At 60.5% G+C, this 13099-nt stretch carries 13 protein-coding genes; 9 read left to right on the top strand and 4 right to left on the bottom strand.

Annotation, left to right across the window (positions count from 1 at the left end; translation table 11 throughout):
• Positions 1 to 128: 128 nt before the first annotated feature.
• Both metG and HMPREF0308_RS07060 read left to right on the top strand, forming a co-directional pair.
• Complete coding sequence (metG, locus tag HMPREF0308_RS07065) at positions 129 to 1961, top strand: methionine--tRNA ligase (protein ID WP_034657191.1); 1833 nt, start codon at positions 129 to 131, stop codon at positions 1959 to 1961.
• A gap of 1 nt (position 1962) precedes the next feature.
• Positions 1963 to 3141 (top strand): MFS transporter, encoded by a 1179-nt coding sequence (locus tag HMPREF0308_RS07060; RefSeq protein WP_005530116.1) that lies wholly within the window; start codon positions 1963 to 1965, stop codon positions 3139 to 3141.
• Here HMPREF0308_RS07060 and HMPREF0308_RS07055 read toward each other — a convergent pair.
• Entirely contained in the window at positions 3111 to 3626 is a 516-nt protein-coding gene (locus tag HMPREF0308_RS07055; RefSeq protein ID WP_005530114.1) for a GNAT family N-acetyltransferase, read from the bottom strand. The genes HMPREF0308_RS07060 and HMPREF0308_RS07055 overlap by 31 nt on opposite strands.
• A gap of 10 nt (positions 3627 to 3636) precedes the next feature.
• Entirely contained in the window at positions 3637 to 4149 is a 513-nt protein-coding gene (locus HMPREF0308_RS07050) for a GNAT family N-acetyltransferase (RefSeq protein ID WP_005530112.1), read from the bottom strand.
• 24 nt (positions 4150 to 4173) lie between these two features.
• On the opposite strand from HMPREF0308_RS07050, the gene HMPREF0308_RS07045 reads away from it, so the two are divergent.
• The 4 genes from HMPREF0308_RS07045 (at position 4174) to HMPREF0308_RS07030 (ending at position 8250) form a co-directional block, all read left to right on the top strand.
• The gene (locus HMPREF0308_RS07045) at positions 4174 to 4989 is read left to right on the top strand and encodes a TatD family hydrolase (RefSeq protein WP_034657189.1); all 816 of its coding nucleotides are present in this window, start codon (positions 4174 to 4176) and stop codon (positions 4987 to 4989) included.
• Positions 4990 to 5203: 214 nt separating this feature from the next.
• Positions 5204 to 6343 carry a resuscitation-promoting factor gene (locus tag HMPREF0308_RS07040; RefSeq protein ID WP_005530109.1) on the top strand — a complete coding sequence of 380 codons (1140 nt, stop codon included), beginning with the start codon at positions 5204 to 5206 and terminating at the stop codon, positions 6341 to 6343.
• A 111-nt stretch (positions 6344 to 6454) separates the two neighbouring features.
• Complete coding sequence (gene rsmA, locus HMPREF0308_RS07035) at positions 6455 to 7309, top strand: 16S rRNA (adenine(1518)-N(6)/adenine(1519)-N(6))-dimethyltransferase RsmA (RefSeq protein ID WP_005530107.1); 855 nt, start codon at positions 6455 to 6457, stop codon at positions 7307 to 7309.
• Positions 7306 to 8250, top strand: a complete 945-nt coding sequence (locus HMPREF0308_RS07030; protein ID WP_005530105.1) for a 4-(cytidine 5'-diphospho)-2-C-methyl-D-erythritol kinase — start codon at positions 7306 to 7308, stop codon at positions 8248 to 8250. Before rsmA ends, HMPREF0308_RS07030 begins: the two co-directional genes overlap by 4 nt.
• Positions 8251 to 8353: 103 nt before the next feature.
• Here the strand turns inward: HMPREF0308_RS07030 and HMPREF0308_RS07025 are convergent, their stop codons facing one another.
• Positions 8354 to 9646, bottom strand: coding sequence for an NHL repeat-containing protein (locus HMPREF0308_RS07025; protein ID WP_005530103.1), 1293 nt, complete (start codon positions 9644 to 9646; stop codon positions 8354 to 8356).
• 91 nt (positions 9647 to 9737) lie between these two features.
• Between HMPREF0308_RS07025 and HMPREF0308_RS07020 the strand changes: the two genes are divergently transcribed.
• From HMPREF0308_RS07020 to HMPREF0308_RS07010, 3 genes are all read left to right on the top strand, one after another.
• Positions 9738 to 11597, top strand: coding sequence for an ABC-F family ATP-binding cassette domain-containing protein (locus tag HMPREF0308_RS07020; protein WP_005530102.1), 1860 nt, complete (start codon positions 9738 to 9740; stop codon positions 11595 to 11597).
• A 125-nt stretch (positions 11598 to 11722) separates the two neighbouring features.
• Complete coding sequence (locus tag HMPREF0308_RS07015; protein ID WP_005530100.1) at positions 11723 to 12274, top strand: hypothetical protein; 552 nt, start codon at positions 11723 to 11725, stop codon at positions 12272 to 12274.
• Between the two features lie 121 nt (positions 12275 to 12395).
• Positions 12396 to 12722, top strand: coding sequence for a putative quinol monooxygenase (locus tag HMPREF0308_RS07010; RefSeq protein WP_034657186.1), 327 nt, complete (start codon positions 12396 to 12398; stop codon positions 12720 to 12722).
• A gap of 83 nt (positions 12723 to 12805) precedes the next feature.
• On the opposite strand, the gene HMPREF0308_RS07005 is transcribed toward HMPREF0308_RS07010, so the two are convergent.
• A partial coding sequence (locus tag HMPREF0308_RS07005) for a hypothetical protein (protein WP_005530095.1) occupies positions 12806 to 13099 on the bottom strand: 294 nt, incomplete at its 5' end.

Below are 13099 nucleotides of genomic sequence, written 5' to 3'. Positions count from 1 at the left end.
GCAGGAGAATCCTCCTTCCTTAGCCCATCCCTTGACCGGGGAGACTGGGGGAGGGGGATTTCTTTATGCGTGGCGTCAAGGCACCCTTAACGCGCACTTTGTCTACCGGCTTCGATAGAGTGGTGTGCATGACTGAGTCAGTAGTAGTTAATGTTGCTTGGCCTTATGCCAACGGACCCCGCCACATCGGACACGTGGCCGGATTCGGTGTTCCTTCGGACGTCTTCGCTCGTTTCCAGCGAATGCGTGGCCGCAACGTTCTCATGGTCTCGGGTACCGATGAACACGGCACTCCGCTGCTCGTGCAGGCTGACAAAGAAGGCGTGACCGTCCGCGAGCTTGCTGACCGTTACAACCGCCAGATCGTCACGGACCTTGCGGGTCTGGGATTGTCCTATGACATGTTCACCCGCACCACGACCCGCAACCACTACTCGGTGGTCCAGGAGCTTTTCAAGGGTCTCTACGAGAACGGCTACATGCTTAAGGAGACCACCCAGGGAGCTATCTCGCCGTCGACTGGCCGCACCCTGCCTGACCGCTACATCGAGGGCACCTGCCCAATCTGTGGCGCTGACGGCGCTCGCGGCGACCAGTGCGATGAATGCGGTAACCAGCTGGATCCGGTTGACCTCATCAACCCAGTGTCCAAGATTAACGGTGAGACCCCGGAATTCATCGAGACCGAGCACTTCCTCCTCGACCTGCCTTCCGTCAAGGACGCTCTCGAAGCGTGGCTCAAGACCCGTGAGGACTGGCGCCCGAACGTCTTGAAGTTCTCCCTCAACCTGCTTGAGGACATGCGCCCGCGCACCATGACCCGTGACATCGACTGGGGTATTCCAATTCCAGTAGAGGGCTGGGAGGAGAACTCCGCTAAGAAGCTCTACGTGTGGTTCGACGCGGTCATCGGCTACCTGTCTTCTTCCATCGAGTGGGCACACCGTACCGGCAACCCGGATGCATGGAAGGACTTCTGGCAGAACGACAATGCTCGCCACTACTACTTCCAAGGCAAGGACAACATCACCTTCCACTCCCAGATCTGGCCGGCCCAGCTCTTGGGCTACGCAGGCAAGGGCGCCAAGGGTGGAGATCTGCATAAGTATGGCGAGCTCAACCTGCCTACGGAGATTGTTTCCTCCGAGTACCTGACCATGTCCGGCTCGAAGTTCTCTTCCTCGAAGGGCGTTGTCATCTACGTCAAGGACTTCCTCGCGGAGTTTGGCCCGGATGCGCTGCGTTACTTCATTGCAGTGGCTGGCCCAGAAAACAATGACACCGACTTCACCTGGGATGAGTTCGTTCGCCGAATCAACAACGAGCTGGCCAACGGCTGGGGCAACTTGGTAAACCGCACCGTGTCCATGGCGCACAAGAACTTCGGCGAGGTTCCTGCACCGGCTGCTTTGGAGGACGCAGATAAGGCCATTCTGCAGCTAGCTGAGGACACCTTCGCCGCCGCAGCCGCAAACCTTGAACAGTCCAAGTTCAAGCAGGCCATTACTGCCATCATGCACGTGGTGGGTGAGGCCAACGCCTACATCGCAGCGATGGAGCCATGGAAACTGGCCAAGGACGAGACTCAGCGCGAGCGCCTTGCCACCGTCTTGTGGACCGCACTGCAGGTGGTCTCTGACTGCAACGTCATGCTCACGCCTTTCCTGCCGTTTACCGCGCAGAAGGTGCATGAGACCCTAGGTCGCGATGGTGTATGGGCTGCCCAGCCGGAGATCCAAGAGGTCGTCGATGACATCCCAGTTGAGCTGGTTGGCGTGGGTCTGCCACCGGAGAACCACCCGTACCCAATCATCACGGGTGACTACACCGCACAGCAGGCCACGTGGCAGCGCGTCGACGTGGTTCCTGGCACCTCATTGAGCAAGCCGAAGCCACTGGTGGCCAAGCTTGACCCAGAGCTCGCCGAGACTGGCCCAGAGTGGGCGCCAGTTCAGAAGTAGGATGCGGCAAAGCCGTAGCATCGCGACCGCTTTCGCGTTTGCGGTAGTAACCCTCACCGCGCTTAATCTGCGCTCGGGAATCGCCTCGGTGGCTCCCGTGCTCGGGGACTTAAGCGCGGCTTTCGGCATTGGCCCGGCCAGCGCGGGAATTCTCACGGCCCTGCCGGGATTGTGCTTTGCCGCGATGGGGTGGGCAGCAGTCCCTATCGCGCGCCGCTGTGGGCTCAGCCCCACCCTGCTTGCAGGCGCCCTCGCCTTGCTCATCGGCTTGGCGGCCAGACCCTGGGTCAACAACTTTGGGGCCTTCGTTGCGCTGACATTCTTGGTCGTTGGCGGCATCGCCGTGACCAACATCCTGCTGCCTGCCTGGATTAAGACCTACGGCAGCCGCCGCACGATGGTGGCGCTGATGACTACCTACACCACGGTGTTGGGTCTATCCAGCGCCCTCGGACCGTTGTCCGCGAACCTCGCAGCATGGCGCACCTCTTTGTTCCTGTGGGCCATTCCTGTGGTGCTGCAGGCGGTGGGTTGGTTCATTGCCACCCGCCACGTGGGGTTTGACCCAGTGGAGCCTTCCACAACAGGCAACATTCCTCTGCGGCGTTCGCCCACCGCCGTCGCGCTACTGTTCTTCTTCGGCCTGCAGTCAACCATGGCCTACGTGCAGATGGGCTGGCTGCCCACCATGCTTGTCTCGCGTGGCGTCGGAAGTGGAACTGCTGGAGTCTCACTTGCCCTCATCGGCGCTTTCAACATCATTGGCGGACTAGTGATGCCGGTGCTCATCGAGCGCCTGCGGGATCTGCGCCCGGTGCCTCTTATCCTTGCTGCGACCACAGCTGCGGGCTGGATTGGCGTGCTGGTCAATGCGTCAGCAGCGCCGTTGATTTGGGCGAGCCTCATGGGGATTGGCGGAATGTGTTTCCCACTCGCACTGGCCCTGCTCGCAGCTCGCACCCGCGAGCCAGCGGTGACGGCGCGGTTATCGGGGTTTGTCCAACCAGGCGGCTACCTCTTGGCGGGTGGTTTTCCCTTCATTTTTGGCCTCGTGGCTCAGGCAACCGGCGGATGGTCGGTGAGCCTAGCGGTGCTCATTGCCCTCACAGTTGCGATGGCCGTGGCCGGTGTAGCCGCCGCGCGGCCGGTCTACATCGACGACGAGCTTCTATCGAAGTGACGCTGCAGGTGCACTAGTCCAAGGCGAACGCCATCCTTGGTGTGGATATTCGGCATGCGTCCGGTTTCTTCGAAGCGGAACTTCTTGTGCAGCGCGATCGATGCCTCATTGGTGTCCACGATGTAGGTGATCATCGTCTGCACGTAGTCATTTTCCTTGGCGTCATCCATGACTGCGCACATGAGCTCGTTGCCCACGCCCTTACCGCGTGCAGACGGCGCCACATAGACGGAATTTTCTACGGTGCCCCAGTAGATTGCCGGGGTCACGAACTGGAAGTATGCTGCCCAGCCGATGATTTCATCGTCGTCGACAGCCACAAAGACGGGGTATCCATCGGATTCCATCTGCTCGAGCCAAGCGATGCGGTCCTCGACGGATTCTTGCCACGTGACCAAGTTGGCAGCCGGCCTAGCGGCCGACGCGGCGTTGTAGATGGAGGCGATTGCGGCGGCGTCGGAAAGCGCGGCGGGGCGAACGTGCATGGATTGATCCTTAAAGCATGAGCTGCAAGTGAGTGAGGTTGAGCCAATGTCCCATCTTGTAGGACACCTCTTTGAACGTTCCTACATTGGCAAAACCGAACTTCTCATGCAACTTGATGGATGCGACGTTGGTGTCCACGATGAGCCCCAGCAGCGTATGCACTTTTTCATCCGCGCGCGCTAGGGAAACGAGCTCACCTAAAAGGGCGGTGCCCACGCCTCGGCCTTGGGCTGCCGGATCCAAATAAATGGTGGTTTCGTAACACCCTTTCCACACGCTTGGGTCGCGGTAGGGGTGATACATGGCCCAACCTAAGTGCTGTGGCTTTTCGCCTGGCGTCTCAGGCTCGGTTTCTGCAACCAGCCACGGGCAGCCATCAGCGATGTTCTGGCGCAGGTATTCTTCGCGCTCGGCGATGGTTGCTTCGGTGTCGCGGAAGATGAAGTCGGTCTCCCGGATGGCCCAGTTGAGGCACTCGGTCATCGCGGGGACGTCGGCGAGGGTGGCACTGCGGATTTGCATGCGTTCCAGATTACAATTGCGTACATGTCTAAAAAGAAGCCACGCCCAGTCCCTGTTCCAGCAGAAGGCTTGTCGCAGCTTGTCGACGCCCATACGCACCTAGCCTCCTGCAAGGACCCAGCCGCCGACATCGTGTCCCGCGCCGGTGCTGCAGGGGTGTCGCGCATGGTTACGGTAGGTGATGGTTTGGAAGAGGCCGAGCGTGCGCTCCAAGCGGCACATGAGTTCCCCAACGTGTGGGCAGCCTGCGCCATCCATCCCACCAAGGCTGACACACTCGATGCCGCGGCGCGGAAGCGGCTGGAGGAAATGGCTGCGGACCCACGCTGCGTGGCAATCGGGGAGACCGGCCTCGATACCTATTGGATTAAGCACGAGCCAGAGTCCACCGCACCCCTTGACGTCCAGGAGGAGGCGCTGCGCTGGCACATGGATTTGGCCAAGGAGGCGGGCAAGGTCCTCATGATCCACAATCGTGAGGCGGATGTGGAGCTTCTGCGTGTGCTTGGCGACGCCGAGAATGTCATGCTCCATTGCTTCTCCTCACCGTTGGACGTGGCGAAGGAGGCCCTGGCACGCGGTTGGGTTCTCTCCTTTGCCGGCAACGTGACGTTCAAGCGCAACGAGGAGTTGCGTCAGGCGGCGGCTATTGCTCCGGCGGGGCAGCTACTCGTGGAGACGGATGCTCCGTATATGACTCCCGAGCCCTTCCGCGGTGCGCGCAACGAGCCGACCTTCATCGGTCATACGTATAACTGCATTGCGGAAGCGCGGGGCATGGATGTGGAGGATTTGGTTACGGAAGTTAACCAGACGTTCAACTCCGTGTTTGGTTTGTGACGATCGTCATATTTAGTATTTGTCCTGGTCAACCGTAAAACACGTGTTGGGTGTTGCGGTAGTGTTCCAAGTGGCGTGGCGAAAGGAATCGCTCTCGACTGGACGCTGCTGTTATCGTATTGTTATTGAAGATTTGCTCAACGCGCTACCGTCCCATGGTTGGCCCCACGCCTGAGGGCCTAGCGCGAGACATCATTCGTTTTGAGAGAGTTACATGAACCAGATTAAGCGCATCAATTCTTCCCGTTCCCTTCCACTGCGTCTTGCCACCGGCGGTGTGCTCGGCACTTTGGCAGTGGGCGGTGTGGTCGCTGTGTCTGCGCAAAAAGACATCACCCTTGACGTCAATGGCGACAAGATTGAGCTCGCCACCTTCGCGGGCAACGTCGATGAGGCTCTGCAGGCTGCTGGCGTCAACGTCGGTGGTGAGGATCTGGTCTACCCGGCTCCTTCTGAGAAGGTCGCTGACGGTGACAACATCACCGTGCGCACCTCCAAGCCGGTGGCCGTGTCTATCGACGGCGTCAAACAGCAGCTTTCCTCGACCGACCTCAAGGTTTCGGATCTGTTGGGCAACCTTGACGGCATCGCCCCAGGTGCGGCTATTACCTCCGGTGATAAGAAGGTAACGGGTGACGACAACCTGACTGAGGGCATGGAACTCGAGGTTGTCTCACCGAAAATCGTCAAGATCAATGACGGCGGCAAGATCACCTACACCAACATCGCGGCCAAGACCGTGAAGGACGTCATCGAAGAGCGCGGCATCGACGTTGATGAGGATGACCGCGTGTTCCCGTCGATGGATACCCCGATCGTCAATGGCATGTCCATCAAGGTTGACCAGGTTTCCACCACCTTCTACGACGCAACCGAGGAATTTGAGGCGGAGCCTACCTTCGTTGACGATCCTGAGCTTGAAGAGGGCAACGAGGAAGTGCGCGTGGAGGCAGTCAAGGGCCAGCGCAACGTCACCCGCAAGCTCGTGATGAAAGACGGTGCCAAGGAGTCTGACGAGATAGTCAAGGAGAAGGTCATTAACGAGCCGGTCGCTGCGACCATCGCCCGTGGCACCAAGAAGCCCGCAGCAGCGCCAGCCGTGGCTGACGGCAGCGTATGGGATTCCCTCGCGCAGTGCGAGTCCACCGGTAACTGGGCCATCAACACCGGCAACGGTTTCTCCGGCGGCCTTCAGTTCACCCCGTCCACCTGGGCTGGCTTCGGTGGCACCGCTTATGCTCCTGAGGCATGGCAGGCAACCCGCGAGCAGCAGATTGCTGTCGCGGAGAAGGTCCAGGCCGCACAGGGCTGGGGCGCATGGCCTGCATGTACCTCCAAGCTGGGCCTGCGCTAAACGCCCTTCTGCGCCAGGCCGAATTTGGCCACCGCAGCTAGACCTGAATCGCTTTCCTGAAACAGCCCGCTTATGCGGGCTTTTCTGATTTTGTGAACTACTCTGAATTGCATGACTGAACCCAAACTGCTCGGACCCGTGGAAATTCGCCAACTGGCCGAGAAGCTGGATGTAACCCCCACCAAGAAGCTTGGTCAGAACTTCCTGCACGACCCAAACACTATCCGCCGCATCGTTGCCGCAGCAGACTTACAGCGCGACGACCGCGTGGTTGAGGTAGGACCTGGCCTGGGGTCTTTGACCTTGGGCCTGCTGGAAGCAGTCGATGACCTCACCGTGGTGGAGATCGATCCGCGCCTAGCGGCGCAGCTGCCGGACACCATTGCTGAGCGCGCGCCGGAGCAGGCGGGCAACCTCCGCCTCATCGAAAAGGATGCGTTGCGCATCGCGCCGGGAGAGCTGGGAGAACCCACGGCCCTTGTGGCGAACCTGCCTTATAACGTTGCAGTTCCGGTTTTGCTGCACCTGCTGGAGCTGTATCCCACCATTCGACGCGTGCTGGTGATGGTGCAGCTGGAGGTCGCTGAGCGCCTCGCCGCGAAGCCCGGTAACAAGGTCTACGGTGTGCCCTCCGTGAAGGCCTCCTTCTACGGCACCGTCCGCCAGGCGGGAACCATCGGCAAGAACGTCTTCTGGCCCGCACCCAACATCGAGTCCGGTTTGGTTCGCATCGATTGCTTCCAGGACGCCCCGTGGCCTATCGACGATGCGACGCGTAAGGCAGTTTTCCCGCTTGTCGACGCCGCCTTCGCCCAACGCCGCAAGACCCTTCGCGCGGCTTTGTCCGGCCACTTTGGCGGCGGCCCGGCGGCGGAGGAAGCCCTCGTGGCGGCGGGCATTGACCCACGGTTGCGCGGCGAGAAGCTCGCGGTAGAAGACTTCGTGCGTTTGGCAGGTATCAAGTGATTCTGAGAGCACGCGCCCACGCGAAAGTAAACTTGCACCTCGGGGTCGAGGCAGTTCGCGACGATGGCTTCCACGAGCTGGCAACGGTGTTTCAGTCCCTCGATATCAGCGACGAGGTCTCTCTTGAGGTTCACGCCGACGAACCGACCACCGGCCCAGTTGTTGCCGCGCTGCACGCCAGCGGCACCTATGCTGCCGGCGTACCGGAAGATGAGTCCAACCTGGCCTGGCGCGCTGTCGAGGTGGTGGCCCGCGCTGTGCGAGCCGACCGGCAGGTGGCTCTGCCGCGCGTGACGCTGCACCTGCAGAAGGGAATTCCTGCCGCAGGCGGCATGGCTGGCGGCTCGGCGAACGCCGCTGCGGCCCTGCGCTTAGCTGCGCAAGCTTTCGCAGACTTTTGTGAGCTCAGCGAGGACAAGCTTTACGAGCTGGCCGCCGAGCTGGGCTCCGACGTGCCTTTCACGCTCATGGGCGGCACCGCCTTGGGCACTGGGCGCGGCGAGCAGCTAGCACCCATGATGACCCGCGGCACCTACACGTGGGCGATTATCACCAACGCCGAGGGCTTATCGACGCCGGCGGTCTTCCACAAGATCGATGAGCTGCGCGCGGCGGGGAAGGGTAGCACCCCTGCGATGGATACATCAGCGGTAGCCCAGGCGTTGATGAGTGGTCAGCCGCAACAGCTGGCGGCTGCGCTGCGCAACGACCTCCAGGCCGCCGCCGTGTCCCTGCGGCCAGACCTGCGTAAGATTCTCGACACTGGCAAGGCCGCCGGTGCACTGGCCGGGATTGTCTCCGGTTCCGGCCCCACCTGTGCCTTCCTCTGCGAGGATGAGGAGACCGCCGGAGAAGTGGTTGCGCAAGTCATGTTTGACAACAAGGGCACCCGCGGCATTGTCACGCACTCGCCGGCCCCAGGTATCGAGATGCTGGGCTGATTAGCCCACTTGAGATCGACTGAGATAGACAAAGGCACCGTCCCATTGAACGGTGCCTTTGTCTATTTCCTAGCTAGAGCGGAGGGGGCTCTACAGCGCAACCTTAGAGGACAGCCATCTCGGTCGGCTTGATGTCCAGCTTGAAGCGGTTGATCTCCTTGCCCTCGAACAGGTCGATGACAACGAGCTCCTTTTTGTTGGCGTCGGTGACGTAAGCGTAGCCGTCAACGGACTTCAGGATCGGTCCAGGCAGCTGCCACTCTTCGTTCTCGCGCCACTCGGAGATAGCGTCGATCTTCTTGGTGACCTTGCCGGATTCCGGATCGATGACGTTGAGCTTGCCGTCGTAGGTCAGAACCAGTGCCTCGCCCAGCGGGCCGCGGGCCAGGGAACGGAACCAGTAAGAAGATCCAAGCTCAACCTTCTTGGCGGAGTAGTCCTCGGTGTTGATGAGGGAGACAGATGTTGGGCGCTCGAACTCGGCGTCCTTCTCAGTCTTATTATCAGCGAGGATGATGTCAGACTCTTCGGAACCAGCGGAGTTACCGGAGCGCTGGTAGCCGTCCTTGCCAGCGTAGGAAGAAACGTCGATCTTATGGAACTCCTTGCCGTCGAAGACGACAGGGCCGTCCTCACAGCCGAAGAAGAGCTTTCCGTTACCAGCGGTAGCCTCACCGTGGACGCCAGGGCACTTGGTGGTCTCGGTCAGGACCTTGCCATCCTTGTCCAGGTGCTGAATGGTGTGGCGCTCGTCCTCGGTGCCCTTGGTCATAACGACGGAGCCATCCTTGAGCGGAACAGCCACACCGTGGTGAGCCTCGCCGGACTCGAAGGTCTTAACGTCCTTTGGATCAGCAATCTGGTCGGTTGGTACGACCTGTGCGGTGCCGTCACCATCGGAGAAGAGCGCGGTGAAGCCGTCGTGGTGAACCACGTGGCCTGCGTGCGGTGCCTTGTACTCGGCGTCGTCAAGCTTTGGCTCAGCGGTGTAGTAGTGGTTGTGATCGCCGTGCGGCTTGGTGATGAGGCCGGTGTCGAAGGTGAGGAACTTGTCGCCCTTGGTCACCATGACGTGACGGTCATCGCCAGCGTTAGACAGGCGCAGGAACGCAGGCATATCCTCTTCCGCGATGACCTTGCCGGTCTTGGCATCGTAGGTCTTCAGGCCACCCTCGTGGGAGAGAACGACGCGATTAGGCAGCTGGGCAACCTCAGTCTCGCCCTCGCTGGCTTCCATGCCGTCGTGGGAGTGGTCATGTCCCTCGTGCTCATGATCGTGAGCCTCCTCCGCAGCGGAGGTTGCCGGAGCAGCCTCGTCAGCTGGCTTGGAGCAGGAAGTGACAAGAAGCGCGGTCGCGGAGACAGCGGCGAGAATTGAAAGCGCAGATTTCTTCATAACACTTAAGGCTATTTAGAACGATATTCATTTGCAATACTCGCGGAAATGAGGGGGTACTCCGGTCTAGGCATTAAGATGGGACAACGTTATGGCGAACCTTATTAACTTGGAAAACGTATCCAAATCTTTCGGCCTCCAGACTCTCCTTGATGGGGTATCACTCGGCGTGCAATCCGGTGACCGAATCGGAATCGTTGGCGTTAACGGCGGCGGTAAGACCACGCTTCTAGAGGTCTTGACTGGCATCGAGCCGCCAGACGAGGGGCGCGTTTCCCACAACTCCGATCTACGCATGGCTGTGGTGACGCAACGCTTTGAGCTTGACGACGCCCTGACCATCGCCCAGGTCATCATCGAACCGCTCGGCCTCGAAACCTTTGAGTGGGCCTCCAACGCCAAGGTACGCGACGTCCTGGGGGGCCTCGGAATTGTGGAACTCGGCCTAGAGACCCAAGTGGGCTCGCTCTCGGGTGGTGAGCGCCGCCGCGTGAATCTAGCCGCAGCGCTCGTACAGGAACTCGACCTCGTGGTACTCGACGAGCCGACCAACCACCTCGACGTCGAGGGCGTGCAGTGGCTTGCGCAGCACCTGCTGGGCCGCAAGATTGCCGTCGTGGTGGTCACTCACGACCGCTGGTTCCTGGATACCGTCGCCACCACCACCTGGGAAGTGCACGACGGCGTGGTCGACCCCTACGAGGGCGGTTACAACGACTGGATCTATGCCCGCGCCGAGCGCGCCCGCCAGGCCGACGCCATGGAACAGCGCCGCCAGAATCTCGCCCGCAAGGAGCTGGCCTGGCTGCGCCGAGGTGCGCCGGCTCGTACCTCCAAGCCGCGTTATCGCATTGAGGCCGCCGAGGCCCTCATCGCGGACGTCCCCGCGCCGCGCAACAAGGTTGAGCTCATGGCCTTTTCCAAGCAGCGCCAAGGCCGCGTGGTTATCGAACTCGAGGACGCGACCGTGGCAACCCCCGACGGCCGTGTGCTGGTAGACCATCTGACCTGGCGCCTCGCGCCGGGCGAGCGCATTGGCCTTGTTGGCGTTAACGGTTCCGGCAAGACCACTCTGCTGCGCGCTTTGGCAGGGGAGCACCCGCTCACGGCAGGCAAGCGCATTGAGGGGCAGACGGTGCGCCTGGGTTGGTTGCGCCAGGAACTCGACGACCTTGATCCGCAACGCCGGCTTATCGACGCCGTCGAAGACGTCGCTACCTACGTCCACCTCGGCAAGAAGGAGCTGAGCGCCTCGCAGCTGGCTGAGCGCCTCGGCTTCTCTGCCAAACGCCAGCGCACCCCGGTGGGTGACCTGTCCGGTGGCGAGCGCCGCCGCCTGCAGTTGACCCGCGTGCTCATGGCCGAGCCAAATGTTCTTCTGCTGGACGAGCCAACCAATGACCTGGACATTGATACCCTTCAGGAGCTCGAGTCGCTTCTAGACTCGTGGCCCGGAACGATGGTGGTCATCTCGCACGACCGCTACCTCGTAGAAAGGATCGCCGACAACACCTATGCGCTGTTCGGCGACGGCAAGCTGACTAACCTACCGGGAGGAATCGACGAATACCTGCGCCGCCGCGCCCAGCTCGACGCCGCCCAGAATTCCGGTGTCCTGAACCTGGGCGGTAAGAACGCGGACGGAACTGCTGCCGATACGGCCAAGACCAAGGGCGACGGAGCCGGCGGCACTGGCACCGCGGCGCCAAAGCGCCTGAGCTCGCAGGAAGAACGCGAGCTGACCAAGAAGATGAACGCACTGGAACGCAAGATGTCCAAGCTCGACGAGCAAGCGGAGAAAGTGAGTGCGACCATGGCAGAAGTTGCCGCTGCGACGGTACTCGATACCGAGCAGCTCACCAAGCTAGATGCGCAGCTCAAAGACATCACCGCGCAGCGCGAGGAGCTGGAAATGGAGTGGCTGGAACTCGGTGAAAAGCTGGAGGGATAAGCCTTTGGGCAAGCGGGGCGTCGTCAAGCATGCCTCCCCCTGCCGTATAACGATGCGGTTGCGATCTGCCGAACAGCGTTCAATGCGGTGTCCTCATACCGCGTAGCTGTGGCACGGTGGAGGTCATGAACATCTCGCGCCGCATCCTCCCCGTTACAGCCGCACTTGCCTTGACCATGGGTGGGCTGGTGCCAGCCCAGGCACAGGTTCAGCTCCCGCCACAGGTCCAAGAGCTTTCCTCCCAGCTGCCAGCGGGTAGCTCGCAAATTGAGCTGCCTGCACAGGCATACGACCTCGCCAAGCAGTTCAACATTCAGCTGCCGCCGTTTATCAAGCAGCCAGCCCCTGAGGTGGCCCACCAGCTGGTTAGCGCCACGAACGCGCACCTGCGCAAGCAGGGCCATGTTGAAGACGGCAACGCGCGAAACATCGCGCAGGAGTGGGCTGATCACGGCGCAGCGGGAACGCTGACCTTCCACGGCAATGCCGGTGATGGCCGCACCCACCTCAACGAGGGCAGCGGCAACGTCTACCGCCTGAGCATCCAGGAAGCACAAGACCGCCTCAACTGGCTCAACCGCGACGTCCCAGTTACCCCGGGACCTAGCAAGCACTTTGGCGTGGCCACCAGCTTCGACGGCTCGAACGTCTACGTTGCGGAGTACTTCTTTAACTAGTCTTTGCTTCTTTATCTACTAAGGACGACGGGTGCACTGATCCGACCCACTGCGCGGAGCAGAAAGGCAGGTCATGACGGGAGCATGGCGGCGTAGTTTCCGGGTACGTAAGATGGTCCCCATGATTTTGATTAACGTAAAATTCCACGTAAAGCCCGAATATGCAGAGACCTTCCTCGAGGAGATCGACTGGTACACCCAGGCTTGTAATGCGGAGTCGGGTTGCCTGAACTTTGATTGGTACCGTGATCCGGAGGACCGTCAGCGCTTCCTCCTCGTTGAGGCTTATGCTGATGGCAAGGACGTGGATCATGTCCAGGGCGAGCACTTTAAGCGCTCCTGCGAGGAGTTCCCGAAGTACTTGCTGGAGACCCCGGAAATCATCAACGTCCACATCGACGGGAAGACCGAGTGGGACCGCATGGCCGAGTACAAGGTCGAGTCCTAAGAAACTCGCTTAAAAGCAATCCGCCTCCCTGCACCGTGTATACAACCACGCAGCGCAGGAAGGCGGATTTTTCTATGGGCGTTTTAGGTTGCGACGTTGAGAAGAATGATAATAAGGACTGGCGGTACTAGGAGACCTGCGAGGATAAACCAGGCCGTTTTCTGCCCAAAGTTGAATTGGGAAGAACCGCTGGGAAGGGGCACCATCGCGCGGGTATCTGTGGGGTCGTAGTAGAACAATCCGTAACGAAGCTTGCCCGCTGTAGAGGAGTCAGGAAAGTTTTCATCCAGCTTTTTATTTATGCTATTCAACCTGAACATGAGCCAGACGCAAGCCATAAGGATGGCAACGACTAAGCAGGGGAAAATTAGCGGTCT

The sequence above is a fragment of the Corynebacterium striatum ATCC 6940 genome, assembly GCF_000159135.1.
Classification (GTDB): Bacteria; Actinomycetota; Actinomycetes; order Mycobacteriales; family Mycobacteriaceae; genus Corynebacterium; species Corynebacterium striatum.
The sequence above is the reverse complement of the archived record's forward strand: the minus strand, read 5'-3'. Positions and strand labels throughout refer to the sequence as shown.